The organism is Cellulomonas sp. P4_D11, from assembly GCF_056401915.1.
This window is the reverse complement of the sequence record NZ_JBFUIK010000030.1, coordinates 1-26,018: the sequence shown is the minus strand read 5'-3', so window position 1 is coordinate 26,018 and position 26,018 is coordinate 1. Positions and strand designations below refer to the sequence as shown.

The 26,018-nt window shown below is 72.0% G+C and carries 25 protein-coding genes; 9 read left to right on the top strand and 16 right to left on the bottom strand.

The features are described from left to right. The first annotated feature begins 222 nt into the window (after window positions 1–222). From AC1DT4_RS16135 to AC1DT4_RS16120, 4 genes are read left to right on the top strand one after another with little or no spacing between them, the layout of a single operon-like run. Window positions 223–1,200 (top strand): sugar-binding transcriptional regulator, encoded by a 978-nt coding sequence (locus AC1DT4_RS16135; protein ID WP_477090814.1) that lies wholly within the window; start codon window positions 223–225, stop codon window positions 1,198–1,200. Next, window positions 1,197–2,201, top strand: coding sequence for a deoxyribose-phosphate aldolase (gene deoC / locus AC1DT4_RS16130; protein WP_477090813.1), 1,005 nt, complete (start codon window positions 1,197–1,199; stop codon window positions 2,199–2,201). Before AC1DT4_RS16135 ends, deoC begins: the two co-directional genes overlap by 4 nt. Window positions 2,202–2,213: 12 nt before the next feature. Beyond that, complete coding sequence (locus AC1DT4_RS16125) at window positions 2,214–3,659, top strand: aldehyde dehydrogenase family protein (protein ID WP_477090812.1); 1,446 nt, start codon at window positions 2,214–2,216, stop codon at window positions 3,657–3,659. Beyond that, window positions 3,656–4,516 (top strand): aldehyde dehydrogenase family protein, encoded by an 861-nt coding sequence (locus tag AC1DT4_RS16120; protein WP_477090811.1) that lies wholly within the window; start codon window positions 3,656–3,658, stop codon window positions 4,514–4,516. Before AC1DT4_RS16125 ends, AC1DT4_RS16120 begins: the two co-directional genes overlap by 4 nt. Before the next feature lie 40 nt (window positions 4,517–4,556). On the opposite strand, the gene AC1DT4_RS16115 is transcribed toward AC1DT4_RS16120, so the two are convergent. The 10 genes from AC1DT4_RS16115 to AC1DT4_RS16070 all read right to left on the bottom strand — a co-directional run bounded on the left by AC1DT4_RS16115 (window position 4,557) and on the right by AC1DT4_RS16070 (window position 15,759). Continuing rightward, complete coding sequence (locus AC1DT4_RS16115; protein WP_477090810.1) at window positions 4,557–5,696, bottom strand: adenosine deaminase; 1,140 nt, start codon at window positions 5,694–5,696, stop codon at window positions 4,557–4,559. Between the two features lie 39 nt (window positions 5,697–5,735). Further along, window positions 5,736–5,969: a hypothetical protein gene (locus tag AC1DT4_RS16110; protein WP_477090809.1), complete on the bottom strand. Its 234-nt coding sequence runs from the start codon at window positions 5,967–5,969 to the stop codon at window positions 5,736–5,738. A gap of 49 nt (window positions 5,970–6,018) precedes the next feature. Then, window positions 6,019–7,314: a thymidine phosphorylase gene (locus AC1DT4_RS16105; RefSeq protein ID WP_477090808.1), complete on the bottom strand. Its 1,296-nt coding sequence runs from the start codon at window positions 7,312–7,314 to the stop codon at window positions 6,019–6,021. Then, a complete protein-coding gene (locus AC1DT4_RS16100; protein ID WP_477090807.1) occupies window positions 7,311–7,718 on the bottom strand; it encodes a cytidine deaminase in 408 nt (135 codons plus the stop codon). The genes AC1DT4_RS16105 and AC1DT4_RS16100 overlap by 4 nt, the downstream gene beginning before the upstream one ends. Before the next feature lie 11 nt (window positions 7,719–7,729). After that, the gene (locus AC1DT4_RS16095) at window positions 7,730–9,025 is read right to left on the bottom strand and encodes an ABC transporter permease (RefSeq protein WP_477090806.1); all 1,296 of its coding nucleotides are present in this window, start codon (window positions 9,023–9,025) and stop codon (window positions 7,730–7,732) included. After that, window positions 9,022–10,317 carry an ABC transporter permease gene (locus AC1DT4_RS16090; RefSeq protein ID WP_477090805.1) on the bottom strand — a complete coding sequence of 432 codons (1,296 nt, stop codon included), beginning with the start codon at window positions 10,315–10,317 and terminating at the stop codon, window positions 9,022–9,024. Before AC1DT4_RS16090 ends, AC1DT4_RS16095 begins: the two co-directional genes overlap by 4 nt. Further along, window positions 10,314–11,927, bottom strand: a complete 1,614-nt coding sequence (locus tag AC1DT4_RS16085; RefSeq protein ID WP_477090804.1) for an ABC transporter ATP-binding protein — start codon at window positions 11,925–11,927, stop codon at window positions 10,314–10,316. The genes AC1DT4_RS16090 and AC1DT4_RS16085 overlap by 4 nt, the downstream gene beginning before the upstream one ends. A 124-nt stretch (window positions 11,928–12,051) precedes the next feature. Then, on the bottom strand, window positions 12,052–13,152 hold the full coding sequence (locus tag AC1DT4_RS16080) for a BMP family lipoprotein (RefSeq protein ID WP_477090803.1): 1,101 nt from the start codon (window positions 13,150–13,152) through the stop codon (window positions 12,052–12,054). A gap of 207 nt (window positions 13,153–13,359) precedes the next feature. After that, window positions 13,360–14,565: an amidohydrolase gene (locus AC1DT4_RS16075; protein WP_477090826.1), complete on the bottom strand. Its 1,206-nt coding sequence runs from the start codon at window positions 14,563–14,565 to the stop codon at window positions 13,360–13,362. 84 nt (window positions 14,566–14,649) lie between these two features. Beyond that, entirely contained in the window at window positions 14,650–15,759 is a 1,110-nt protein-coding gene (locus AC1DT4_RS16070; protein ID WP_477090802.1) for a mannose-1-phosphate guanylyltransferase, read from the bottom strand. Window positions 15,760–15,970: 211 nt separating this feature from the next. Between AC1DT4_RS16070 and sdhC the strand changes: the two genes are divergently transcribed. The 5 genes from sdhC (at window position 15,971) to AC1DT4_RS16045 (ending at window position 20,376) form a co-directional block, all read left to right on the top strand. Beyond that, window positions 15,971–16,342, top strand: a complete 372-nt coding sequence (sdhC, locus tag AC1DT4_RS16065; RefSeq protein WP_477090801.1) for a succinate dehydrogenase, cytochrome b556 subunit — start codon at window positions 15,971–15,973, stop codon at window positions 16,340–16,342. Beyond that, on the top strand, window positions 16,342–16,803 hold the full coding sequence (gene sdhD / locus AC1DT4_RS16060) for a succinate dehydrogenase, hydrophobic membrane anchor protein (RefSeq protein ID WP_477090800.1): 462 nt from the start codon (window positions 16,342–16,344) through the stop codon (window positions 16,801–16,803). The genes sdhC and sdhD overlap by 1 nt, the downstream gene beginning before the upstream one ends. Before the next feature lie 40 nt (window positions 16,804–16,843). Beyond that, window positions 16,844–18,694, top strand: a complete 1,851-nt coding sequence (gene sdhA / locus AC1DT4_RS16055; RefSeq protein WP_477090799.1) for a succinate dehydrogenase flavoprotein subunit — start codon at window positions 16,844–16,846, stop codon at window positions 18,692–18,694. After that, window positions 18,694–19,458 (top strand): succinate dehydrogenase iron-sulfur subunit, encoded by a 765-nt coding sequence (locus tag AC1DT4_RS16050; protein ID WP_477090798.1) that lies wholly within the window; start codon window positions 18,694–18,696, stop codon window positions 19,456–19,458. The genes sdhA and AC1DT4_RS16050 overlap by 1 nt, the downstream gene beginning before the upstream one ends. A 159-nt stretch (window positions 19,459–19,617) precedes the next feature. Continuing rightward, complete coding sequence (locus AC1DT4_RS16045) at window positions 19,618–20,376, top strand: phosphotransferase (RefSeq protein WP_477090797.1); 759 nt, start codon at window positions 19,618–19,620, stop codon at window positions 20,374–20,376. Between the two features lie 4 nt (window positions 20,377–20,380). Here AC1DT4_RS16045 and AC1DT4_RS16040 read toward each other — a convergent pair whose 3' ends face one another. The 6 genes from AC1DT4_RS16040 to AC1DT4_RS16015 all read right to left on the bottom strand — a co-directional run. After that, the gene (locus AC1DT4_RS16040; protein ID WP_477090796.1) at window positions 20,381–21,355 is read right to left on the bottom strand and encodes a YihY/virulence factor BrkB family protein; all 975 of its coding nucleotides are present in this window, start codon (window positions 21,353–21,355) and stop codon (window positions 20,381–20,383) included. A 49-nt stretch (window positions 21,356–21,404) separates the two neighbouring features. After that, window positions 21,405–22,403 (bottom strand): YihY/virulence factor BrkB family protein, encoded by a 999-nt coding sequence (locus AC1DT4_RS16035; RefSeq protein ID WP_477090795.1) that lies wholly within the window; start codon window positions 22,401–22,403, stop codon window positions 21,405–21,407. Between the two features lie 9 nt (window positions 22,404–22,412). Continuing rightward, window positions 22,413–22,985: a 2'-5' RNA ligase family protein gene (locus AC1DT4_RS16030; RefSeq protein WP_477090794.1), complete on the bottom strand. Its 573-nt coding sequence runs from the start codon at window positions 22,983–22,985 to the stop codon at window positions 22,413–22,415. After that, on the bottom strand, window positions 22,982–24,022 hold the full coding sequence (gene trpS / locus AC1DT4_RS16025) for a tryptophan--tRNA ligase (protein WP_477090793.1): 1,041 nt from the start codon (window positions 24,020–24,022) through the stop codon (window positions 22,982–22,984). Before trpS ends, AC1DT4_RS16030 begins: the two co-directional genes overlap by 4 nt. 78 nt (window positions 24,023–24,100) lie before the next feature. Then, entirely contained in the window at window positions 24,101–24,496 is a 396-nt protein-coding gene (locus AC1DT4_RS16020; protein ID WP_477090792.1) for a twin-arginine translocase TatA/TatE family subunit, read from the bottom strand. A 61-nt stretch (window positions 24,497–24,557) separates the two neighbouring features. Then, window positions 24,558–26,018, bottom strand: a 1,461-nt coding sequence (locus tag AC1DT4_RS16015) for a S1C family serine protease (RefSeq protein ID WP_477090791.1), incomplete at its 5' end; no start/stop codon positions are given.

Sequence of the window (26,018 nt, the reverse complement as noted above, 5' to 3'; positions counted from 1 at the left end):
CTGTCCCCTCGCTCCAGCCCAGCCTCCGGACCGCCGCGAGGGGTCACCGGCGCCCGCTCCGCTCGCGGCTGCCCCACTGTCGCCGACGACCCCGGACGAGTCAATCTCGGACACCCCACCAGTCGAGCGATCTGAGTGGACTGCTCATATGAGCAAACTTGGCTACGAGTGTTGCAGCCGACGACGGCGCGTGCCTAGGGTGGAGACGCCGAGAGGAACGTGATGATCGAGTCGGACGAGCTGCTGTCCATCCGCGCTGCCGAGCTGTACTACGAGGACGACAAGACCCAGGACGAGATCGGGTCCATCCTTCGGCTCACGCGCTGGAAGGTCGGGCGGCTGCTCGCGCAGGCCAAGGCCGACGGGTTCATCCGCATCGAGATCGTGCACCCCCGCGCCCGCCGGCTGCCCATCGAGCGACGGCTGCGCGAGACGTGCGGTCTCGACGACGCGGTCGTCGTGTCGACGGCCGGCGTCGCGGACGACGACGAGCTGCAGTCGCGCGTCGCCCAGGCCGCCGCCGACTACCTGACCGCCCTGCGACCCGTCCCCCGCACGCTCGGACTGAGCTGGGGGCGCACCCTGCACGAGGTCTCGCTGCACCTGGAGGACGGGTGGGCGGCCGGCGTCGACGTGGTGCAGATCAACGGCGGAGTCAGCCTCACGCGGCGGGCCGGCACCGCGGCGACCACCGCCGTCACCATCGCGCAGAAGGGCCGGGGCCAGGCGGCCCTGCTGCCCAGCCCGGCCATCCTCGAGCGCGTCGAGACCAAGCGGGCCATCGAGTCCGACCGGGCGGTCGCCGCCGTGCTCGACCGGGCGCGCACCGCCGACGTCTACCTCTTCAGCGCCGGCCCGGCGGACGCGACCTCTGTGCTCGTCGACAACGGGTACCTCACCGCCGACGACGTGGCGGGGCTCGTGCGCCGGGGCGCGGTCGGCGACGTCGTCGGGAGGTACATCGACGCTGCCGGTGGCATCGTCGATCCCGGGCTCGACGAGCGGACGATCGGCCTCCCGCTCGAGGACCTGCGAGCCGCGACGCGCAGCATCGCCGTCATCGCCGGACCGACCAAGCACGCCGTCGCCGACGCGGTCGTCTCCAGCGGCCTGGCCACGGTGCTGGTCACCGACGAGGAGACGGCCACGCACCTCATCGAGAAGCACATGAACAGCCAAGGACAGCGAGGCTCAGAATGACAGGCACCCAGATCGCCCCCTCCGACCGTGCGCTCGCGCTGATCGGCGGTGAGGCGAACGACGCCAACCTCCGGCGCTACCTGCACGGCATCCCCGGGGTCGACGCCGTCGGGCTCGAGCAGCGGGCCGCAGGCCTGGGCACGCGCTCGATCAAGACCACCTCGAAGGCGTGGGCGCTGGACCGGATCATCGGGCTCATCGACCTCACCACCCTCGAGGGCGCGGACACGCCAGGCAAGGTGCGCTCGCTCGTCGCGAAGGCGGTGACGCCCGACCCGGCCGACCCAGGGTGCCCGCGCGTCGCCGCGGTCTGCGTGTACGGCGACATGGTCCCGCACGCGGTGCAGGCGCTCGGCGCGTCCCACGGCGACCCGGACCGGGGTGGCATCGCGGTCGCCGCGGTCGCCACGGCATTCCCCAGCGGTCGCGCCTCGCGGTCGATCAAGCTGGAGGACACGGCCGACGCCGTCGCCGCGGGTGCCGACGAGATCGACATGGTCATCGACCGCGGGGCGTTCCTCGCCGGGCGCTACGGCCAGGTCTACGACGAGATCGTCGCGGTCAAGGAGGCCTGCCGCCGCACCGACGGCACGTACGCCCACCTCAAGGTCATCCTGGAGACCGGCGAGCTCACGACGTACGACAACGTGCGCCGCGCCTCCTGGCTGTCCATCCTCGCCGGCGGCGACTTCATCAAGACGTCGACCGGCAAGGTGGCGCCCGCCGCGACGCTGCCCGTCACGCTGCTGATGCTCGAGGTCGTGCGCGACTGGTACCGGCTCAGCGGCGACAAGGTCGGCGTGAAGCCGGCCGGCGGCATCCGGGCGTCGAAGGACGCGATCAAGTACCTGGTGACGGTCGCCGAGACGGCCGGGGAGGAGTGGCTGACGCCGCACCTGTTCCGGTTCGGCGCCTCGAGCCTGCTCAACGACGTGTTGCTGCAGCGCCAGAAGATGACGACCGGCCACTACTCCGGTCCCGACTACGTGACGATCGACTGAGGGGCCTTCCAGATGTCATTCCTCGAGTACGCCCCCGCGCCCGAGTCGCAGGCGATCCTGAACCTGCGCAGCGAGTACGGCCTGTTCATCGGCGGCGAGTTTCGCGAGGGGCACGGCGCGCCGTTCGCCTCGATCTCGCCCGCCACCGAGAAGCACATCGCGACCATCGCGACCGCCGACGAGTCCGACGTGGACGCCGCGGTCGCCGCGGCCCGGCGCGCCTACGACAAGGTCTGGTCCCGCATGTCCGGGGCCGACCGGGGCAAGTACCTGTTCCGGATCGCCCGCCTGCTGCAGGAGCGTTCGCGCGAGCTCGCCGTGGCCGAGAGCCTCGACAACGGCAAGCCGATCAAGGAGAGCCGCGACGTCGACGTCCCGCTGGTCGCCGCGTGGTTCTTCTACTACGCCGGCTGGGCCGACAAGCTCGACCACGTCGGCCTCGGCGCGTCCCCCGCACCGCTGGGCGTCGCGGCACAGGTCATCCCGTGGAACTTCCCGCTGCTCATGCTCGCGTGGAAGATCGCCCCGGCGCTCGCCGCGGGCAACACGGTCGTGCTCAAGCCGGCCGAGACCACCTCGCTGACCGCCCTGCTGTTCGCGGAGATCGTGCAGCAGGCGGACCTGCCGCCCGGCGTCGTCAACATCATCACGGGTGCGGGCGACACGGGCGCCGCGCTGGTCGGGCACGGGGACGTCGACAAGGTCGCGTTCACCGGGTCGACGTCGGTCGGCCGGGCGATCGCCAAGTCGGTCGCGGGGACGAACAAGAAGCTGACCCTCGAGCTGGGCGGCAAGGCGGCGAACATCGTGTTCGACGACGCCCCGATCGACCAGGCCATCGAGGGCATCGTCAACGGGATCTTCTTCAACCAGGGCCACGTCTGCTGCGCCGGGAGCCGGCTGCTCGTGCAGGAGTCGGTCCACGACGAGGTCGTCGACCGGCTGAAGACCCGGCTCTCGACGCTGCGCCTCGGCGACCCGCTGGACAAGAACACCGACATCGGCGCGATCAACAGCGCCGAGCAGCTGCAGCGCATCCGCGAGCTCAGCGACATCGGCGAGGCCGAGGGCGCCGACCGCTGGACCGCGGCGTGCACAATCCCCGACAACGGGTTCTGGTACGCGCCGACCATCTTCACCAACGTGTCGACCAGCCACCGGATCGCCCGCGAGGAGATCTTCGGGCCGGTGCTCAGCGTGCTCACGTTCCGCACGCCGGCCGAGGCGATCGCCAAGGCCAACAACACGCCGTACGGCCTGTCCGCCGGCATCTGGACCGACAAGGGCAGCCGCATCCTCGCGGTCGCGGACAAGCTCCGCGCCGGCGTGGTCTGGGCCAACACGTTCAACCGGTTCGACCCGTCCAGCCCCTTCGGCGGCTACAAGGAGTCCGGGTACGGCCGCGAGGGCGGCCGGCACGGGATCGCCGCGTACCTCAAGAACGGAGCCGCCAAGTGAGCCGCCTCGCCGTGCCCAAGACGTACAAGCTGTACATCGGCGGGGCGTTCCCCCGCAGCGAGTCCGGCCGCACCTACGAGATCGTCGGAGCCAAGGGGGCGTTCCTCGCCAACGCGGCGAAGGCCTCGCGCAAGGACGCCCGCGACGCGGTCGTCGCCGCGCGTGCTGCCGTGGGCGGCTGGTCGGGCGCGACCGCGTACAACCGCGGCCAGGTGCTCTACCGGGTGGCCGAGATCCTCGAGGGCCGCCGGGCGCAGTTCGTGGCCGAGATCGTCGACGCCGAGGGCGTCTCGACCGCCGCCGCGACCGCGCAGGTCGACGCCGCGATCGACCGGTGGGTCTGGTACGCCGGCTGGGCGGACAAGTACGCGCAGGTGGCCGGCAACGCCAACCCCGTCGCCGGCCCGTACTTCAACATCTCGGTGCCCGAGCCCACGGGCGTCGTCGCCATCGTCGCGCCGCAGGACTCGTCGCTGCTCGGCCTGGTGTCCGCCGTGGCCCCCGCGCTGGTCACCGGCAACACCGTCGTCGTGGTCGCCAGCGAGCGGCTCCCCCTGTCGGCCATCAGCCTGTCCGAGGTGCTCGCCACGAGCGACGTGCCCAAGGGCGTCGTCAACGTGCTCACGGGCTCCCCGGCCGAGATCGCCCCGTGGCTCGCCAGCCACGCGGACGTCAACGCGCTCGACCTGGTCGGCGCCGGTGAGCTCGAGTGGGTCGACCTGCAGATCGCCGCGGCGGACACCCTCAAGCGCGTGCTCCCGCCCGAGAACGGCGCGGACGCGGCGGCGCCCACGCTGGGCCGGATCACCGCGTTCACGGAGACGAAGACCGTCTGGCACACGAAGGGCCTGATCTAGCGACCTCGGCCGGGGCCCGGACCACCGGGCCCCGGCCGTGTCAGGCGCGGTGCCGGCTGCCCCTGGCGCTCGCGTACGCCGGCAGGAGGACCTGCTCGATGAGCGCGGTCCGCTCGTCGTGGTGCAGGAACGTGTGCTGGGCCGCGGTGACCGCGACGTCGCGCAGGTCGGCGAGCGTCCAGCCGGCCTCCTCGACCAGCAGGGACAGCTCGCGGGTCATCGAGGTGCCGGACTGCAGGCGGTTGTCCGTGTTGACGGTCACGGCGAACCCGAGGTCCCGCAGGCGCGAGATCGGGTGCGTGGCCACCGACTCGGCGGCGCCGGTCTGCACGTTCGAGGACGGGCAGAGCTCGAGCGGGATGCGCCGGTCGCGGACCCAGTGCGCCAGGGTGCCCAGGTTGTCGCCGAGCTCGTCGGTGCCGATGTCCTCGACGAGGCGGACGCCGTGACCGATCCGCAGCGCGCGTCCGACGTGGATCGCGTCGGCGATCGACTCCGGCCCGACCGCCTCGCCCGCGTGGACCGTCGCCGGGAAGTCCGCCTCGGACAGGGTGGCGAACGCGCTGGCCAGCCGGGAGGCCGGGAAGCCGATCTCGGCGCCGGCGATGTCGAAGCCGACCACGCCGTTGTCGCGGTTCTCCAGGGCCAGCGCGGCGATCTCGTCGCCCCGGTCCGCGTGCCGCATCGCGGTGATCAGGGTGCCGATGCGGATCGAGCGCCCCTGCGTCGCCGCCTCCGCGATGCCCTCCGCGAAGCCGGCCTGCACGGCGTCGACCACCTGCTGCAGGCTCAGGCCCTTGCTCAGGTGCTGCTCGGGGGCGTACCGCTGCTCGGCGTAGACGACGCCGTCGACGGCCAGGTCGAGCACGGACTCGCGCGCGACCCGGCGCAGCCCGTCCTCGGTCTGCATGACCGCGACCGTGTGGTCGAACGTCTCCAGGTACCGCACGAGCGTCCCCGAGCTCGCCGCCTCGACGAACCAGCGGCCGAGCTCGTCGGCGTCCGTGGTGGGCAGCTCGTGGCCCACCTCGGCGGCCAGCTCGATGATCGTGGCGGGGCGCAGGCCCCCGTCGAGGTGGTCGTGCAGCACGACCTTGGGCAGTCCGGGGATCAGAGCGACGAGCGCGGCGACCGCGTCGGTGGGCTCGGAGGTCTCGGGCGCATCGGGGAGCGTCGTCATGGGCTCACCGTAGCGGGACGTGCGGGCGGGAGCAGGGTCTCAGCCGTCGACCTCGTCGTCGTCGCCGGGCACCTCGGTGTCCTGCTCGACCACGTCCGCCTCGTCCGCCCGTCCCTCGCGGTCGGCGCGCGCGAAGTCCGGCTCGTACTCCTCGGGGTCGGTCGATGCGTCGTCGTCGCCCGGCCCGTCGTCACCGAGCCGCCGGGGTCCGTCCGGGTCGACGGGCGCCAGGCCGGCGTCCCGCCACGCCTCGTTCCCGGGCACTGTGCTCATCGCTCCATCGTGCCCCCAGCGGCTCCCGGCCGCGAGGGGTCCGGACGGGTCAGGCGTCGATGCGGTCGATCACCAGGGGCCGGTGCGCCACCGCCGTGCCGGCGGGAGCGACCACGACCGCGCCGTCGAGCGCCTCGCGCGCCCGGCCGAACCGCTCGGGGGTGTCGGTGTGGAGCGTCATGAGCGGCTGCCCCGCGCGGACCGCATCGCCGGGCTTTGCGTGCAGCTCCACGCCGGCGCCGGCCTGCACCGGGTCCTCCTTGCGGGCGCGCCCGGCGCCGAGCCGCCACGCGGCGATCCCGACCGCGTACGCGTCCAGCTCGGTGAGCACGCCGTCGGCCTCGGCCAGCACCTGCTCCGTCTCGCGGGCCACCGGGAGCGTCGCGTCCGGGTCGCCGCCCTGGGCCGCGATCATCCGCTTCCACGCGTCCATGGCCCGGCCGTCGCGCAGGGCCGCCTCGACGTCGTCGGACGGCCGCCCCGCCGCCGCGAGCATCTCGCGCGCGAGCGCGACTGTGAGCTCCACGACGTCCGCCGGTCCCCCGCCGGCCAGCACCTCGACCGACTCGCGGACCTCGAGCGCGTTGCCCGCGGTGAGCCCCAGCGGCGTCGACATGTCGGTGAGCAGCGCGACGGTCTTCACTCCCGCGTCGGTGCCGAGCGCGACCATGGTCCGGGCGAGCTCGCGGGCGCGGTCCACGTCCTTCATGAACGCGCCCGACCCCACCTTGACGTCCAGGACCAGCGCGCCTGTGCCCTCGGCGATCTTCTTGCTCATGATCGAGCTGGCGATCAGCGGGATGGCCTCGACGGTGCCGGTGACGTCACGCAGCGCGTACAGCTTGCGGTCGGCCGGGGCGAGCCCGGAACCCGCCTGGCAGATGACCGCGCCGACGTCGTCGAGCTGCGCCATCATCTCGTCGTTGCTCAGCGCCGCCCGCCAGCCGGGGATGGACTCGAGCTTGTCCAGCGTGCCGCCGGTGTGGCCCAGGCCGCGGCCGGACAGCTGCGGCACCGCCACCCCGAACACGGCCACCAGCGGGGCCAGGGGCAGCGTGATCTTGTCGCCCACGCCGCCGGTCGAGTGCTTGTCCGCGGTCGGCCGGGACAGCCCCGAGAAGTCCATCCGCTCGCCGCTGGCGATCATCGCGGCGGTCCAGCGGGCGATCTCCGCGCGGTCCATGCCGTTGAGCAGGATGGCCATGTTGAGGGCCGACATCTGCTCCTCGGCCACGACGCCGCGGGTGTACGCGTCGATGACCCAGTCGATCTGCGCGTCGGACAGGCGGTGCCCGTCGCGCTTGGTGACGATGACGTCGACGGCGTCGAAGCTCTCGGTGCTCACGCGCGCTCCTCCAGGTCGGCGGGACCGAACGCATCGGGCAGCACCTCGGTCATGGGCTTGATGCCGTGCACGGTCTCGACCAGCAGGCGCGCTCCCCCGTGCTCCCACAGCAGCTGCCGGCAGCGGCCGCAGGGCATGAGCACGTTGCCGTGCTTGTCCACGCACGTGAACGCCACGAGCCGCCCGCCGCCCGAGACGTGCAGCCCCGAGACGAGCGCGCACTCGGCGCACAGCGTCACGCCGTACGAGGCGTTCTCGACGTTGCAGCCGACCACCACCCGCCCGTCGTCGACGAGCGCGGCGGCGCCCACCGGGAAGCTCGAGTACGGCGCGTACGCCTTGTGCATGACCTCGGTGGCGGCGGAACGCAGGGCGTCCCAGTCGACAGAGTTCTCGGGTTCCACTGCCGCTCTTCTCACTTCGTGTAGGGGATGCCCTCGGCGGCCGGCGGGCGCACCCGTCCGACCAGCCCGGCGACGGCGAAGATCGTCACGATGTAGGGCGTCATCAGCATGATCTGGCTGGGGATCGGCGTCTGGATGATGCTCAGCTGCAGCTGCAGGTTGTTGGCGAAGCCGAACAGCAGCGCGGCGGCCAGGGCGCCCTTTGGGCTCCAGCGGCCCAGGATCATGGCGGCGAGCGCGATGTACCCCTTGCCGTTGGTCATCTCCTTGCCGAACGCCAGCCCGGCCGCGACCGTGAAGAACGCGCCGCCCAGGCCGGCGACCGCGCCGCCCAGCACGGTCGCGCGCAGCCGGGTCCGGTTGACCTTGATGCCGACCGTGTCCGCCGCCTTGGGGTGCTCCCCGACGGACCGCAGGCGCAGGCCCCAGCGGGACCGGAACACCATGATCTGGAGCAGGATCACGACGACGTACATGATGTAGACGAGCACCGTCTGGCGGAACAGCACCGGGCCGATGATCGGGATCTGCGAGAGCACGGGGATGCTGATCACGGGCAGTCCGGGCGGGTTGTTCCAGGTGTCCGGGTTCTGCTTGAGCACCGTGGAGAACAGGTAGCTGGTCACGCCGATCACCAGCACGTTGAGCACGACGCCGACGATGATCTGGTTGACCACGTACTTGATCGAGAAGAGCACGAGCAGGAGGCCGACGAGCGCGCCCGCGATCGGGGCGGAGACCAGGCCGGCGTAGGCGCTGCCGGTCAGGGTCGCGACGACGGCCGCGAGGAACGCGCCGCCGAGCAGCTGGCCCTCGATCGCGATGTTGATGATGCCGGAGCGCTCGCACAGCAGGCCGGCGAGGGCGCCGAACACCAGCGGGATCGCCAGGAACAGCGAGCCCTGCAGGAGGCCGGTCAGCGGGAGCCCGCTCGTCTTGCCGGCGACCGCCCACACCAGGAACGCGAACACCATGAAGACGCCGTAGAGGATCGGCAGCCACGGACCGACCTTGCGGCGCTGCCGGGTGGCGTTGAACGACACGCCCGCCAGCACGAGGGCGCCGAGGCACAGGACGATCGCCGTCGCCTTCGAGGGGACCGCGAACGGCTCGAAGCGGACGAAGTCCTTGGCGGTCGAGACGGAGAACGTGCTGACGTCGCCGCTGTCCCCGAGGAGGCCGAAGACGATCAGACCGAAGAGGGCCACGACCCCGTACGCGATCGGGGCGTGCCAGCGGATGGGGGGCAGGACCAGCTCGCCGGCGGGGCGCGCCGCAGCCGGGGCGTCGATCGTGGGGGCGCTCACGCGCTGACCTCCTTCGCGGCGACGGGGACGACCGGCTTCGGTGCTCGTGGCTTGTCCGGTGAGGGCAGTCGGAACACCGCCCGGACCAGCGGCGGGGCCGCGATGAACAGGACGATGAGGGACTGGACGACGAGCACGATGTCGATGGGCGTCCCGGTGCGCGCCTGCATGACGACGCCGCCGGCGCGCAGGGCGCCGAACAGGATGCCTGCGAACACCGTGCCCAGGGGCTTGGACCGGCCGAGCAGGGCGACCGTGATGGCGTCGAACCCGTAGCTGGCCGCGACCCCTGCGGTGAGCACCCGCTCGGTGCCGAGCACCTGCGCCGACCCCGCAAGACCCGCGAACGCACCGGCCGTGAGCATGACCCAGATGTACGTCGAGTTGACCGAGATGCCGGCGGTGCGGGCGGCGTGCGGGTTGGACCCGACCGCGCGGAACCGGAAGCCGACGGTCGACCGCTCCATGAGCCACCACGTGAACACCGCGGCGGCGATCGCGACGAGGAAGCCCGCGTGCAGCCGGTAGCCGCTGCCGAGCAGCAGCGGGTACGCCGCGCTGTCCGGGATGGGCGGGCTCACCGGGTTGTTGCTGCCCGGCCGCTGGAAGGCGTCGAGGCTCAGCAGGTACGCCACCAGGTAGACGGCGATGTTGTTGAGCATGATCGTGACGATGACCTCGTGCGCACCCGTGCGTGCCTTGAGCACGCCGGCGATGCCGGCCCACAGGGCACCACCGAGCGCCGCGCCGAGCACGCACAGCAGCAGGTGCAGCCCCGGGGGCAGGTCGAACGCGAACCCGATGTACCCGGCGAAGATGCCACCGAGGATGATCTGGCCCTGCGCACCGATGTTGAACAGTCCGGCGCGGAAGCCGATGCCGAGACCGAGTCCGGCCAGGATCAGGGGCGTCGCCACCGTGAGGGTCTCGGTCAGCGGCCGGATGGCGCGCGAGAACTCCTCGGCCCGCGGGTCGTAGATGGCCCCCGCGAACAGGGCCGCGTACGCCTCGGAGACCGCGGACCACGCCGCGGAGATCAGGTCGCCGGGACGCGAGAAGAAGTAGCTGGCCGCGGCCTGGACCTCGGCGTCGGCCGCGGCGATGAGCAGGCCACCGAGGATCAGCGCGAGCACGATCGCGAGCAGCGAGACGAGCCAGCTGCTGGTCAGGATCTCGTGCAGGATCCGGTTGCCGCCGTCGGGCTCGTCCGGCGCCTTCGTCTCGGCGACGCCCGTCTGCCCCGGCGGCGGCACGGCCGCGTCGGGCAACGGGTCCGGCGTGTGGCTGCTCACAGCTCCTCCTGGGGAAACTCCGTGCCCGCAGTGGGCGCGTCGGTGACGTCGGCCTCGAGGTCGAGCCCACCGAGCGTCGTGTGGTGCTCCGCGGCCTGCCGCACGGCGTCCTCGAGCGGCACGCCGGCCATCATCAGGCCGAGGACGTCGCGGTCGGTCCCGCCGGGCACGTTGCCGACGATCCGGCCCCGGTACATGACGAGGATGCGGTCGGCCAGCGCCAGCACCTCGTCCAGCTCCGTCGACACGATGATCACGGGTGTGCCGTTGTCGCGCTCCTCGACGATCCGGGAGTGCACGAACTCGATGGACCCGACGTCGAGGCCGCGCGTCGGCTGCGACGCGATGAGCAGCCGCAGCGGCCGGGACATCTCGCGCGCCAGCACGACCTTCTGCTGGTTGCCGCCCGACAGGGTGCTCGCGTGCGCGTCGATCGAGCCGGTGCGCACGTCGAACTCGGCGATCCGCTTCTCGGCGTTCTCCCGCACGGCGGCGGGCCGCAGCGCGACGCCGCGGGCGAACGGCTCGTAGCGGTGCAGGTCGAGGATGAGGTTCTCCGCGATGGAGAAGTCGGCGATCACGCCGTCGGTCGAGCGGTCCTCCGGGACGAACCCGAGGCCGGAGTTGAGCACGTCGCGCACGGGACGGCCCACCAGCTCGACGCCGTCCAGCCGCACCGAGCCGGCGACCGGCGACTGCAGGCCGAGCATGACCTCGGTGAGCTCGGTCTGGCCGTTGCCCTGCACGCCCGCGATCGCGACGATCTCCCCGCGGGCGACGTCGAACGACACGTCGTCGATCTGCCGCACGCCGGCTTCGTCGATGACCGTGAGGTTCCGGACCTGCACGGTGACCTCGCCGGGCTGAGCCTCGGTGCGTGCGACGCCGAGCTCGACCGAGCGGCCCACCATGAGGGAGGCGAGCTCGGTCTCGGAGCTCGTCGGCTCCGCCGTGCCGACGACCTTGCCGCGGCGGATGACCGTGATGCGGTCCGCGACCGCGCGGACCTCGCGCAGCTTGTGGGTGATGAAGACGATCGACGTCCCGGACTCCTTGAGCTGCCGCATGATCGCGATCAGCTCGTCGGTCTCCTGCGGCGTGAGCACGGCGGTGGGCTCGTCGAGGATGAGGACCTTCGCCTGGCGGGAGAGCGCCTTGATGATCTCGACGCGCTGCTGCACGCCGACGGGGAGGTCCTCGATGTAGGCGTCGGGGTCGACGTGGAAGCCGAAGCGGTCGGAGATCTCCTTGACCCGGCGGCGCGCCTCGGGCAGGTCGATCAGGCCGCCGCCGCGCACGGGCTCGTGGCCGAGCACCACGTTCTCGGCGACCGTGAAGACGGGGACCAGCATGAAGTGCTGGTGGACCATGCCGATCCCGGCGCCCATGGCGTCCCCGGGTCCGGCGAAGGTCACGGGGACGTCGTCGACGAGGATCTGGCCGTCGTCGGGGTCGTACAGCCCGTACAGGACGTTCATCAGCGTGCTCTTGCCGGCACCGTTCTCGCCGAGCAGGGCGTGGATCTCACCGGGCTCCACCACGAGGTCGATGTGGTCGTTGGCGACCAAGGACCCGAAGGTCTTGGTGATGCCCTGCAGCTCCAGCTTCACCGGTGGGCTCCTTCGACGTCGCGCGTTCTCAGACACTATCCATCTGTCCGGCACGACGGTGTGCCGGACAGGCCGACGGCCCGGGCACGTGGCCCGGGCCGTCGTCCTGCTGTCGTGCGTCAGATCACTTCGGCGAGGCGTCCGACTCGACGACGATGTCGCCCGAGATGATCGAGGCCTTGAGCTCCTCGACCTTCGCCTTGACCTCGTCCGAGACCTTCGAGTCGAAATCGTGGAACGGCGCCAGGCCGAGGCCCTCGTTCTCCAGCGTGCCGACGTAGGGGTCGGAGCTGAACTTGCCGTCGACGCCCTCCTTGATCGTGTCGAAGACGGCCGGGCCGATCTCCTTCATGACCGAGGTGAGGACGATGGGGCCGTACTCCGTGGTCTCGAACCAGTCGGCGTCGACACCCACGATGGAGACGTTGCCGGCCGCCTGGGCGACCGACGCGGTGCCGAGACCGACCGGGCCGGCGACGGGCATGATGATGTCCGCGCCCTGGTCGATGAAGGACTGGCCGATGTTCTTGCCGTCGTCCTGGCTGTCGAAGTTGCCGGCGAAGACGCCGGTCTGCGCGGCCTTGTCCCAGCCGAGGAGCTGCACGGACTTGCCGCTGTCCTCGTTGTACTTGGCGATGCCGTCCGCGAAGCCGTCCATGAAGATCGTGACGGACGGGATCTGGATGCCACCGAACGTCGCGACCTTGCCGGTCGCCGACTGCGCCGCGGCCACGTAGCCCGCGAGGTAGGCCGACTGCGCCGTGTCGAACAGGATCGGCTTGGCGTTGTCGATGGTGACGGGGTTGAAGTCCGCGTCGGAGAACGAGCTGTCGACGAGGGCGAACTTGATGTCCGGGTTCGCCTCGGCGGCCGTCTGGATCGGGTCCTCGAGCAGAAATCCGACGCCGATGATCAGGTCGCAGTTCTCGGCGACGAGGCTGTCGATGTTCGGCGTGTAGTCGGTGTCGGCGGCGGACTCGACGTGCGCCTCCGTGACACCGAGCTCGTCGACGGCCTTCATGAGGCCTTCGAAGCCCGCCTGGTTGAACGACTTGTCGTCGAAGCCACCGGCGTCCGAGACCATGCAGGCCTTGAAGTCGACGGACGCGGCCGTCGTGCCGTCGGCACCGGGCGTCGTCGTGTCGTCCTCGGGGGCACTCCCACACGCCGCAAGCGCAAGGGCGACCGCCCCGCCGAGCGCGGCCACTCGAATGATCTTCTTCACGCGACTCTCCTGAATCTCGTCAGCAGCCGGTCCGGCTGGGCCGACCGTGCGGATGGCACGACGGTGTGCCACCACAAGGTCTGGGGCTGCCCGGCATTGATGACTCGGACCATAACGAGCGCAACGTGTCGGGCAGGTTACCGGTGGGTATACGTGCAGGTTCCGTTATCGACTTGGAATGTCGGCCCAGGTGACGGACGTACCGTCTCAACCAGCGAGAAGGGCTGCCCGCGCCAGGAACAGCGCGCCGACCTCGACCGCGCGCTCGTCCACGCGCAGGTCGCCCTGGTGGATGTCGAACGTGTGGCCGCCCGGCGTGCGGGTGCCCAGCCGCGCCATCGCGCCCGGCACCTTGGTCAGGTACCAGGCGAAGTCCTCGCCGCCCAGCGACTGCTCGGTCAGCAGCACGGACGCCGGCCCGAGCACGTCGCGCGCCGCCGCCTCGAGGATGCCCGTGGCGTGCTCGGCGTTCTCGACCGGCGGGACGCCGCGGTGGTGCCGCACGTCGACCGTCACGCCGAGCGGGGCGACCACCTGCTCGACCGCGGAGTGGAACACCTCCGACGCCTTCTCCCAGGCTCGGCCGTCCAGGCAGCGCAGGGTCCCCTTGACGACGCCGGTCGCCGGGATCGCGTTGTGCGCGGCGCCCGCCTGCACGGCGCCCCAGGTGAGGTTGACGCCCGAGCGGGGGTCCAGCCGGCGGCCCAGGATCGCCGGCACCTGCGTGATGACCTGGCCGAGGGCGAAGACCACGTCGCCCGTGAGGTGCGGCCGGGACGTGTGCCCGCCCGGCCCGGAGACCGTCACGGTGACCTCGTCGCTGGCGGACGTGATGGGACCGATGCGGGTGCCCACCTGACCGACGTCGACCTTGGGGTCGCAGTGGAACGAGTAGATCTGCCCGACGCCGTCCAGGCCGCCCGCGGCCAGCACGTCCAGGGCCCCGCCGGGCTGCACCTCCTCGGCGGGCTGGAAGATCAGCCGGACGCCGGTGGTGAGCTCGTCGGCCAGCCGGGCGAGGACCAGCCCCGCGCCGAGCACCGCGGCGGTGTGCACGTCGTGCCCGCAGGCGTGCGCGACACCCCGGACGGTCGAGGCCCACGGCACGCCGCTCGTGTCCTGCACCGGGAGCGCGTCGAGGTCGGCGCGCAGCGCGATGCGCTGCCGCCCGGTGGTCGTCGGTCCCGGACCGATGTCGCAGACGAGCCCGCTGCCCGGCAGCAGGTGCGGCTCGAGCCCCGCGGCGCGCAGCCGCTCGGCCACGAGCTTGGTGGTCCGGACCTCCGTGCGGCCGAGCTCCGGGTGGGCGTGGATGTCCCGACGGACGGCGACGAGCTCCTCGCGCAGCTCGGCGACCAGGGCGGCGAGGCGCGCCGACACCGGCTCCACCGGGTCCGGCCGGAGGCTGGTCAGCGGGGCGACGACGGGCAGGAGGGAGGCGGACGACACGCCTTCGACCCTAGCCGCGACGACGACGCCGGGCGGCGCGTGTCCGCGTCAGAGCAGGTCCTCGCGCCCCGCGGCGCGCCAACCGTCGACCGCGGACTTCACGGCCTGGGCGTGCGCCCGGGTGGTCACCAGCACGGCGTCGGGGGTGTCGACGACGACCGCGCCCGGCAGCCCGAGGACGGTGACGGTCCGCCCGGAACCCGGCACGACGAAGGCGGCCGCCGCGTCGAGGCGCAGCACGGCGGCCTCGTCGCCCAGCGTGTCCCCCGGCAGCAGCTCCGCGAGCGAGTCGAAGTCGCCGACGTCGTCCCACGTGAAGTCGCCGGGCACCACGGCCACGCCGCCCGCCGCAGCGACGGGCTCCGCGATCGCGTGGTCGATCGCGATCTTGGTCAGCCCGGGCCAGACGCGCCCGAGGACCTCGCCCCGGTCGGCGGTGTCCCACGCGGCGGCGATCTCGAGCAGACCGGCGGCCAGCGTCGGCAGCTGCGTCGCCAGGTGGTCCAGCAGCACGCGCGCGCCCACCAGGAACATGCCCGCGTTCCAGCGGTACTCCCCCGTGGCCAGGTAGGCGGTCGCCGTCTCGGCGTCGGGCTTCTCCGTGAACCCCGCGGCGTGCGCGACGGTCGGTGCGCCGTCGAGACCGAGCAGCTCGCCCGAGCGGATGTAGCCGAACGCGGTCGACGGGCCGGTGGCGGCGATCCCGAGCGTGACCACGTAGCCGGCGCGCGCGGCGACCACGCCCTCGCGCACCGCCTGCTCGAACGCGGCGGCGCCGTCGATCACGTGGTCGGCGGCGAACGACCCGAGCACCACGTCCTCGCCGTGGCGCTCCAGGAGCACCGCGGCGGCCAGCCCGATCGCGGCCATCGAGTCGCGCGGCGACGGCTCGGCCAGGACGTCGTCGGGACCCAGCTCGGGCAGCTGGCCCGCCACGGCGACCGCGTGCCGGGCTCCGGTGACGACGAGCACGCCGCCCTCGCCGGTCAGCGGGAGCAGCCGGTCGACCGTCGACTGCAGCAGGGTCCGGCCCGAGCCGGTGAGGTCGAGCAGGAACTTGGGGTGACCGGCGCGCGACAGGGGCCACAGGCGCGTGCCCGCACCACCCGCCGGAACGACGGCGTGGAAACCGGGAATCGTCGTGGATGTGGTCGACATGGGGGTCAGGGTATCGAGCGGCACCCCCCTGACCGCGCTGTGCAATACCTCACAGGAGGGGCCCAACGGCCCTTGTCGAGCGGTTGGTTACTCCCGGGTTCACTACAGTTGACGCGACAAGGACGCCGACGTCCGAACCTCTTTCTTCGCCAGGAGGCCCCCAGTGCCTGCAGCGCCCACCAACAGTGGAGTGCCGGCCACGGCTCGAAAAGTGCCCGCCGGAACGCTCTACCGCGGGCGGGAAGGCATGTGGTCGTGGGTCGCGCACCGCGTGACCGGCGTCGCGATCTTCTTCTTCCTGCTCGTGCACGTGCTCGACACGTCGCTCGTGCGCATCTCGCCCGAGGCGTACAACGACGTCATCGGGACGTACAAGAACCCGATCATGGGTCTCGGTGAGGCCGGCCTCGTCGCCGCCATCGTGTTCCACGCGTTCAACGGCATCCGGATCATCCTGGTGGACTTCTGGGCCAAGGGCCCCAAGTACCAGCGCGTGATGCTGTGGGTCGTCATCGGCCTGTTCGTCGTGACCATGGCCGGCTTCCTGCCGCGCCACCTCATGCACGTGTTCGGGGGCGAGTGATGACCACGATCGCGGACCCCAAGGCCCCGCGCCCCCCGAAGCCCCGCCCGGCCCGCCTGACCACGCGCGGCAACACCGAGCTCTACGGCTGGGTGTTCATGCGCGCGTCCGGCGTCATCTTGCTCGTGCTGATCTTCGGGCACCTGTTCGTCAACCTGGTCGTCGGCGAGGGTGTCAAGGCGATCGACTTCGGCTTCGTCGCCGGCAAGTGGGCGTCGCCGTTCTGGCAGGTCTGGGACCTGCTCATGCTCTGGCTCGCGATGATCCACGGCACGAACGGCGTGCGCACGATCATCAACGACTACGCCGAGCGCGACGGCCTGCGGCTCGTCCTCAAGGGCCTGCTCTACCTCGCGTTCGCGGTCGTCGTCGTGCTGGGCACGCTCGTGATCTTCACGTTCGACCCGTGCCCGTCGGGCTCGCCCGCGGACCTGCTCCCGTCGTTCTGCACGGCGCCCTGACGACTGCTCTCCCCCCAGAAAAAGGAAGGCATCGACCCCGATGCAGACCCACCAGTACGACGTCGTGATCGTCGGCGCGGGCGGCGCCGGCATGCGCGCGGCCCTCGAGTCCTCGACGCGCGTGCGCACGGCCGTCATCTCCAAGCTCTACCCGACGCGCTCCCACACGGGGGCGGCGCAGGGCGGCATGTGCGCCGCGCTCGCCAACGTCGAGGAGGACAACTGGGAGTGGCACACGTTCGACACCGTCAAGGGTGGGGACTACCTGGTCGACCAGGACGCCGCCGAGGTCATGGCCAAGGAGGCCATCGACGCGGTGCTGGACCTGGAGAAGATGGGGCTGCCGTTCAACCGGACGCCCGAGGGCAAGATCGACCAGCGCCGGTTCGGCGGGCACACGCGCAACCACGGCGAGGCCGCCGTTCGCCGCTCCTGCTACGCCGCCGACCGCACGGGTCACATGATCCTGCAGACGCTGTACCAGCAGTGCGTGAAGAACGAGGTCGAGTTCTACAACGAGTTCTACGTGCTCGACCTCCTGGTCGACCACGACCTCGCGGCCGGCCACGTGCCGGAGGGCGAGGAGGTCAACGTCTCCGGTGTCGTCGCGTACGAGCTGGCCACGGGCGAGATCCACGTCTTCCAGGCCAAGTCGGTCGTGCTGGCCACCGGCGGCGCCGGCAAGATCTACAAGACGACCTCGAACGCGCACACGCTCACGGGCGACGGCATGGCGCTGGCCTACCGCCGTGGCATCCCGCTGGAGGACATGGAGTTCTTCCAGTTCCACCCGACCGGCCTGGCCGGACTCGGCATCCTGCTCTCCGAGGCCGCGCGCGGCGAGGGCGGCATCCTGCGCAACTCCGAGGGCGAGCGCTTCATGGAGCGCTACGCCCCGACCATCAAGGACCTGGCGCCGCGCGACATCGTCGCCCGGTCCATGGCCAACGAGGTGCGCGAGGGCCGCGGCGCCGGTCCCAACAAGGACTACGTGCTGCTCGACCTCACGCACCTCGAGCCCGCGCACATCGACGCGAAGCTGCCGGACATCACGGAGTTCGCGCGCACGTACCTCGGCATCGAGCCGTACACCGAGCCGGTGCCCGTGTACCCGACGGCCCACTACGCGATGGGTGGCATCCCCACCAACATCGAGGCCGAGGTCCTGCGCAACGAGTCCGACGTCATCCGCGGGCTGTACGCCGCCGGCGAGGTCGCCTGCGTGAGCGTGCACGGCTCCAACCGCCTGGGCACCAACTCGCTGCTCGACATCAACGTGTTCGGCAAGCGGGCCGGCATCTCCGCCGCCGCGTACGCGCTGACCGCGTCCTTCGTCGAGCTGCCCGAGGACCCGGCGGCCACCGTCGTCGCGGGCCTCGAGGAGATCCGCACCCGGCCCGACGGCGAGCGCGTGGCGGACATCCGCAAGGCGCTGCAGGAGTCGATGGACCTCAACGCGCAGGTGTTCCGCACCGCCGACTCCCTCACGCAGGCGCTCGACGACATCAAGGCGCTGCAGAAGCGGTTCCGCCGGGTGTCGGTGCAGGACAAGAGCAAGATGTTCAACACCGACCTGCTCGAGGCCGTCGAGCTGGGCTTCCTGCTCGACATCGCGGAGACGGTCGTCGTCGGCGCCCTGAACCGTGACGAGTCGCGCGGCGGTCACTTCCGCGAGGACTTCCCCGACCGCGACGACAAGAACTACATGCGCCACACCATGGCCTACCGGCGACCGCTGCCCGTCAAGGGGCACCGCCTGTGGGGCTCGGAGGGCGACGGCGACCACAAGGGGTCGTTCGCGCACACGACGCTGTTCGAGGACTACCAGCTCGTCCTGGGCTCCAAGCCCGTCACGATGACCCGCTACCAGCCGATGGAGCGTAAGTACTGATGACCGCGACTCTCGACGCGCCCGTGGCCGAGGTGGGAGCCATCCCCTCCTTCGACGTGACCCTCAAGGTCCGGCGCTACCTGCCGGGCGAGGACGGCGCCCCCGCCGAGCCGTACTGGGACGAGTTCACGGTCCGCGCCCACGGCACCGACCGCGTGCTCGACGCCCTGCACAAGGTGAAGTGGGAGGAGGACGGCTCGCTGACGTTCCGCCGCTCCTGCGCCCACGGCGTGTGCGGGTCGGACGCCATGCGGATCAACGGCCGCAACCGGCTCGCCTGCAAGACGCTGCTCAAGGACCTCGACCTCAAGAAGCCGATCACGGTCGAGCCCATCAAGGGCCTTCCGGTGATCAAGGACCTGGTGGTCGACATGGAGCCGTTCTTCGCCTCCTACCGCGAGATCATGCCGTTCCTCATCACCACCGGGAACGAGCCGACGAAGGAGCGCCTGCAGAGCGCCGAGCAGCGCGCACGCTTCGACGACACCACCAAGTGCATCCTGTGCGCCGCGTGCACGTCGTCGTGCCCCGTCTTCTGGACCGACGGGCAGTACTTCGGCCCCGCCGCGATCGTCAACGCGCACCGGTTCATCTTCGACAGCCGCGACGAGGGCGGCACGCAGCGCCTCGAGATCCTCAACGACAAGGAGGGCGTGTGGCGCTGCCGCACGACCTTCAACTGCACCGAGGCGTGCCCGCGCGGCATCGAGGTCACCAAGGCCATCCAGGAGGTCAAGCGCGCGATGATCACCCGCGCGTTCTGATCCACGCGTCGGAGGGCACGCACCCGGSCCGGGTGCGTGCCCTCGTCGCGTAAAAACTTCGTCGCGTGAAGACTTCGTCGCGCTGGGCGCAACGACGTCTTCACGCGAGCGCCGATTCTCCCGTGCGCCCGCCGCCCGACGCCCGGTAGCGTCCGCGTCGTGACCCACGGCCCCGAGGACGAGATCCCGCTGCCCGGCGGGAACGTCGGCGGGGCCGTCCGCGTCGGCGACACCGTGCGCCGCCCGACCGGCCCGTGGACGCCCGCGGTGCACGAGCTGCTCGACTTCCTGGCGACCACCGGCCTCTCCTGCATCCCGCGCGTGCTGGGCGTCGACGACCGCGACCGGGAGATCCTCACGTTCCTGCCCGGCCGCGTGCTCGACATCGGCCTCGAGACGCTGACCGACGCCCAGGTGCTGTCGGCCATGCGGTGGCTGCGGTCGTACCACGCGGCCGTCGCGGGCTTCCCGCGGGAGAGCCGGCGGTGGCGGTTCGTCGAGCGCGCGCTCGAGCCCGGCGAGATCGTCTGCCACCACGACAGCGCGATGTACAACATGGCCTTCGACGGCGACGACCTCGCCGGGGTGTTCGACTGGGACGTCGCCGGCCCGGGGATCCCGCTCGACGACGTCGCGATCTTCGCGTGGAACACCGCGGTGCTCGTCCCGGACGCGCCCGCGGCCGAGGTGGCGCACGTCCTGCGCACCGTTGCCGACGGCTACGGGGGGCTCGACCCGCACGCGGTGCTGGACCACGTCGTCGTCCGCATGACGTCGGCCGCCGACCGGATCGCCGCCGCGCAGGCGGCGGGAGACCCGGGGATGCTGCGGCTCGGGGAGGTCGGCGAGCCCGCCGCGACGCGCGCCCGGCTGGCCGTGCTGACGTCTCGCCTGCCCGAGCTGCACGCCGCGCTCTGAGCGGTCAGGCGGGCGCGGGGACCACTGTCACGCCCGGCGGCTCCACATACGGCGGGTCCGCGGTCCACGCGGCCGCGAGCAGCATGATCCGCGCGATCAGGTTGACCCAGACCAGCAGCGTGACCAGCACCGCGACGGACGTGAAGAGCGGGTTCTTGCTCACGCTGCCCGCCACGACCGTCGAGCCGAGCACCCGCACGATCCCGAGGCCGGCCGCCGCGATCGCCGCGCCCCGGACCAGGTCCCGCCACGGCGGGTTCTCGGCGGCCAGCACCTTCACCACCAGCAGGAACAGCGCGGCGTCGACCGCGAAGGCGACAAGGATGCCGAGCGTCCGCAGCACGACCGTCGTCAGGCCGCTCAGGCCGAGGGCGTCGAGGAGCCACGACGCCACCGTGCCGGCGCCCGTGGTGAGGATGGCGGAGAGCAGCACGGCGAACGACATTCCGACGAAGCCGCCGAGGTCGCGGGCCTTGCCGATCATCGGGTTGCCGCCGAACTCGGACGCGAACATCGCGCGCACCGACCGGCGCAGGGCCGTCATCGCGGCGATCGCGCTGAGCAGCAGGACGACGACCGCGACGATGCCCGCCACCGTGAGGTTGGTGGACAGCTCGAGCGCCGACGGGTCGATCGCGCCCTGGCCGTTCCCCGTGTCGAGCAGGTGGGGGTAGGTGGTGTCGATCGCGTGCAGGACCCGGTCGCGCAGCTCGTCGTTGTCGCCGAGGACCGCGATGAAGGCCGTGTAGCTGATGGTCAGCGCGGCGAAGACCGAGAACAGCGCGGCGTACGCGATGCCACCCGAGAGCACGCCGCCGCTGCGGGCGCGGAACCGCGCGTTCGCCCGACCGGGGCGCGTGTGCTTCCACCACAGGAAGGCGCCCTTGGCCCGCGAGGTGAGCGACGGCCGCGCCTCGGGTCGTGCGCGGGCCGCGGCCGTGCGGCTCGCGACCGCGGGAACTGTCTCGTCGGCTGCCATGCGCCGACCCTAGGGCGGCCCGGCGAACCGGGTACAGACGGTGCGCGGGTCAGGCGGTGGGCGCCGCGGGCTCCTCCGCCGCAGGGCCGACGTACGGCGGGTCGGCCGTCCACGCGGAGGCGAGCAGCACGATCCGCGCGATGAGGTTGATCCAGACGAGCAGCGTGACGATGACGGCGACCGAGGTGAACAGCGGGTTCTTGCCCACGCTGCCGGCGACGACCGACGTGCCGAGGATCCGGACCACGCCGATCCCGACGCCCGCGATGACGGCGCCCCACCGCAGGTCCCGCCACGGGGGGTTCTCGCCCGCGAGAACCTTCACGATCAGCAGGAACGTGGCCGCGTCGATGACGAACGCGACGAGGATGCCGAGGCCACGCAGAACGAACGTCGTCGCGCTCCCCCACCCGAGGGCATCGAGGATCCACGACGCGGCGCTGGCGACGCCGGTGGTGATCAGTGCCGAGAGCAGGACCGCGAACGCCATGCCGGCGAACCCGCCGAGCTCGCGGGCCTTGCCGAGCACGGCGTTGCCACCGGCCCCCTCGGAGGCGAACATCGCGCGCACGGCGGTCCTCAGCGCGGCCATCGCCGCGATGGCGCTGAGCAGCAGGACGACGACGGCGATGATGCCCGTGACGGTCAGGCTGCCGCTGAGGACGAGCGAGTCGGGGTCGATCATCCCCGTCCCGTCGCCCGTGTCGATCAGGCCCGGGAGCGAGGCGTTCACCGAGTCGAGCACCTTCTGCCGCAGCTCGTCGTTGTTGCCGAGCACGGCCATGAAGATCGTGTAGCCGATGGTGAGCGCGGCGAAGACGGAGAACAGGGCGGCGTAGGCGATGCCGCCGGTCAGCACACCGCCGCTGCGGGCGCCGAACCGGGCGACCGCTCGCGCAGGCCGCGTGTGCTTCCACCACTCGAGCAGGGCCTTGGCCCTCGCCACGAGGGACGGTCTCGTCGACGCCTCCGCCGCGTCGGGGGCGGCCACGACGGCGTGCGCGTGGGCCGCTCCTGCGCCGGCCGCGGGCCGCGTGTCGTCCGTCATGACCCGACACTAGGTCGCGGCGATGACCCCGGCATCTGCGGACGAACCGGTGAGGCTGAAGTCACGCGCGGGCCGCCACACGCCGTCGTCGCCGTGCGCGTAGCTGTGGAAGCTGTCGACGACGAACGACGCGTCGAAGTCGGCCAGCCCGGCGAACGCCTCGTCGAGCTGGGCGTCCGGCACCTCGTGCGCCACCGTGACGTGCGGGTGGTAGACGAACCGCAGCTCCTGCTCGAGCACCCCGGACCGGACGCTGCGCTCCAGGCCCTCGCAGCCGGCCACGCCCTCGGCGAGCCGCACGAACACCACCGGCGAGACCGGCCGGAACGTCGAGGTCCCGCGCAGGTGGACGACGAAGGGCGCGTGGCGCTCGGCCACGCCGGCCAGGTGCTCGTCGACGGACCTGATGTCGTCGTGCTCGATCACCGTGGGGCCCAGCAGCGTGATGTGCGGCGGGATGAAGTCCGCCCACGGGTCACCGAACCGGGCCCGAGCGGCCTGCAGCACGGAGCCGTACGGCTCCGGCACCGTGATGGCGACGCCGATCCGGACCTGGTTGCCGGATCGCTCCGGCAACCTCACGCGCCCACCCGCGCCCGCGTGCGGCGCGGGAGGAGACCGCTGCGGTCGTAGAGGCGCTCGAGCGTCCCGCCGGCCAGGTCCCGGGCGCGGTCGGCACCGTCGGCCAGGATCTCGTCGAGCGACGCCGGGTCCGAGAGGTAGCCGTGCACGCGGGCCTGGAACGGCGTGAGGAAGTCGACGACGACGGCGGCCAGGTCCACCTTGAGGTCGCCGTAGCCCTTGCCCGCGTAGTCGGCCTCGAGCGCCGGGATCTCGCGTCCCGTCAGCGCCGAGTAGATGGTCAGCAGGTTGGAGACGCCCGGCTTGCCCTCCGGGTCGAACCGGATCTCGCGACCGGCGTCCGTGACGGCCGACCGGATCCGCTTCGCCACGACCTTCGGGTCGTCCAGCAGCTCGATCAGGCCGTTCGGGCTCTCGGCCGACTTGCTCATCTTGGCCGTCGGGTCCTGCAGGTCGTAGATCTTCGCGGTCGCCTTGACGATGTGCGGCTCCGGCACGACGACGGTGTCCGGGCCGAACCGGGCGTTCAGCCGCTGCGCGAGGTCACGCGTGAGCTCGAGGTGCTGACGCTGGTCCTCGCCGACCGGCACGAGGTTGGTGTCGTACAGCAGGATGTCCGCCGCCATGAGCACCGGGTAGGTGAACAGCCCGACCGTGGTGCCCTCGGTGCCGTGCTTCCCGGACTTGTCCTTGAACTGCGTCATCCGGTTGGCCTCGCCGAAGCCGGTGTGGCACGAGAGCAACCAGGCGAGCTCGGCGTGCTCGGGCACCTGCGACTGCACGAACAGGATCGAGCGCTCGGGGTCGACGCCGGCCGCCAAGTACTGCGCGGCGGTGCGTCGGGTGCGGTCGCGCAGCACCGACGGGTCGGGGCTCACGGTCAGCGCGTGCAGGTCGACGACGCAGTAGATCGCGTCGTGGTCCTCCTGCAGGGCGACCCACTGGGTCAGCGCGCCGAGGTAGTTGCCCAGCTGGAGGGAGTCGGACGTGGGCTGCATCCCGGAGAAGATGCGCGACTGCTGCGGCGCCAAGACCATCGGACCATTCTGTCAGGGCGGGAGGACCCGACTCACGGGTGCTCCCGGGCGGAGGGGAGGGCGTGCTCTCGACCGGCGTCAGGTCGCCTCGTCGTCGTACGGCGTAGGTCTGGGGGGGCCCGCCGCGGCAGCCGTGGCCGCCGCGCCGCCGGTCGCGGCGCGGGCCGCGCGGGCTCCCGTGACGGGCCGGGTGGCCGGGGTGCTCACGGGCCGGACGGGGTCGTCCTCGAGGAGGGCGTCGCGCACGATGCGCCGCGGGTCGTACTTGCGGGGGTCGAGCGCCGACCAGTCGACGTCGCCGACCTCGTCGCCCAGCTCCTCGTCCACGCGCGCCTTGGCGTCCCGGATGAACGCGCGGCCCTTGCGGACCCACTGGCCCAGCTGCTCGGCGTAGCCGGGGAGCCGCTCGGGGCCGATGACCAGCGCAGCGACGACGAGCAGCACGAGCAGCTCACCGCCGTTGATCCCGAACACCGGGTCAGACTACCTCTCGACCCTGAGCCGCGCGGGCCGCGGGCGCCGGGCTGCGACGGGGTCAGTTGGTGGGCGACTCGTCGAGCTTCACGCGGACGTCGCGCTCAGTGGAACCGCTGCGCACGTGCAGGACGATCGTGTCGCCGGGGGTCCGCGCGCGGATGGCGACGATGAGCTCGTCGGGGTCGGTCACGGGGCGACCGTCGATGGCCAGGATGACGTCGCCGGGGTGGATCCCCGCCCGCTCGGCCGGCCCGTCGGCCGTGATCGGCTGCTGGCCCGACTGGGAGTCCGCCGACACCTGCACGCCCTCGCCGGTGTACCGCTGGTCCAGCAGCACGCCGATGATCGGGTACGTCGCGTGGCCGGTCTCGATGAGCTGGTCGGCCGTGCGGCGCACCTGGTTGGACGGGATGGCGAACCCGAGCCCGATGCTGCCCCCGACCAGCGCGGTGGAGCCCGGCGGCTGCGCGATCGCGGAGTTGATGCCGATGACCTCGCCGGCCGCGTTCACCAGGGGTCCGCCGGAGTTCCCCGGGTTGATCGCGGCGTCGGTCTGGATCGCGTTGATGAACGCCTGGGCGTCGGTCTCCGTCTCCTCGCCGGCCGAGACCGGTCGGTTGAGCGCGCTGACGATCCCCGTCGTCACGGTGCCGGCGAGCCCGAGGGGCGCGCCGACGGCGACCACCGCGTCGCCGACGACGACCGCGTCGGAGTCGCCGAGCAGCAGCGGGGTCAGACCCTCGACGTCCACCTTGAGGACCGCGAGGTCGTAGTCGGACGTGCTGCCGACGATCGTCGCCGCCTGCTCGCTGCCGTCGACGAACGTGACCGTGATCGTGGTCGACGCCGCTTCCTTCGCCTGCGCGATGACGTGGTTGTTGGTGACCAGGTAGCCGTCGCCCCGGAGCACGAAGCCCGAGCCGGTGGCGCTGCCCTGGGGCCCGTCGACCTGGATCGACACCACGCTCGGCAGCACGCCGGCGGCGATGCCGGCCACCGAGTCGGGGGCGCGCTCGATCGTGCCCGTGCCCGCCGCGGCAACCGGCAGGCCCGCGTCGGCCAGGTGGTCGTCCTTGGTGAGCCGCGCGCCGACGACTCCGCCGATCGCCCCCGCCGCGAGCGAGAGGACCACGAGCGGGACCACCCAGGCGGCAGAGAGCGTGCGACGCCGGCGGCGGTGCAGCACCACCGTGTGGGGCACCCCGCCGTGGCCGTTCGCGTCGTCGGCGGACGGGGCGGTCCCGTCCTGCGGCGCGGCGCCGTCGGGCTGCTGCATCGACGGGCCGGCAGGGTTCGGCGGCGCGTACGGCGAGGGCGGGGCGAACGACGCCGGCGGGTACGACGCCGGCGGCGTGTACGGGGCCATCGAGCCGTGCGGCACCGACCAGTGCGAGCCGGGTGGGCGGACGAGCGCGGGCGCGCCACGCGGGTCGGCGGGCACGGGCGCCGGGTGCAGGTCGGCCGGGGCGGGCGTCGCGAACGGGGGGTTGGGCGCGCCGGCGGCGGGCGTCGCCGGTGC

Coding starts and splice junctions, on each gene's coding strand:
- AC1DT4_RS16040 (WP_477090796.1), bottom strand. CDS start 21,355: ATGGCAGCCGACGAGACAGTTCCCGCGGTCGCGAGCCGCACGGCCGCG.
- trpS (WP_477090793.1), bottom strand. CDS start 24,022: ATGGTCTTGGCGCCGCAGCAGTCGCGCATCTTCTCCGGGATGCAGCCC.
- AC1DT4_RS16110 (WP_477090809.1), bottom strand. CDS start 5,969: ATGAGCACAGTGCCCGGGAACGAGGCGTGGCGGGACGCCGGCCTGGCG.
- AC1DT4_RS16115 (WP_477090810.1), bottom strand. CDS start 5,696: ATGACGACGCTCCCCGATGCGCCCGAGACCTCCGAGCCCACCGACGCG.
- sdhD (WP_477090800.1), top strand. CDS start 16,342: ATGACCACGATCGCGGACCCCAAGGCCCCGCGCCCCCCGAAGCCCCGC.
- AC1DT4_RS16135 (WP_477090814.1), top strand. CDS start 223: ATGATCGAGTCGGACGAGCTGCTGTCCATCCGCGCTGCCGAGCTGTAC.
- AC1DT4_RS16125 (WP_477090812.1), top strand. CDS start 2,214: ATGTCATTCCTCGAGTACGCCCCCGCGCCCGAGTCGCAGGCGATCCTG.
- AC1DT4_RS16070 (WP_477090802.1), bottom strand. CDS start 15,759: ATGTCGACCACATCCACGACGATTCCCGGTTTCCACGCCGTCGTTCCG.
- AC1DT4_RS16035 (WP_477090795.1), bottom strand. CDS start 22,403: ATGACGGACGACACGCGGCCCGCGGCCGGCGCAGGAGCGGCCCACGCG.
- sdhA (WP_477090799.1), top strand. CDS start 16,844: ATGCAGACCCACCAGTACGACGTCGTGATCGTCGGCGCGGGCGGCGCC.
- AC1DT4_RS16050 (WP_477090798.1), top strand. CDS start 18,694: ATGACCGCGACTCTCGACGCGCCCGTGGCCGAGGTGGGAGCCATCCCC.
- deoC (WP_477090813.1), top strand. CDS start 1,197: ATGACAGGCACCCAGATCGCCCCCTCCGACCGTGCGCTCGCGCTGATC.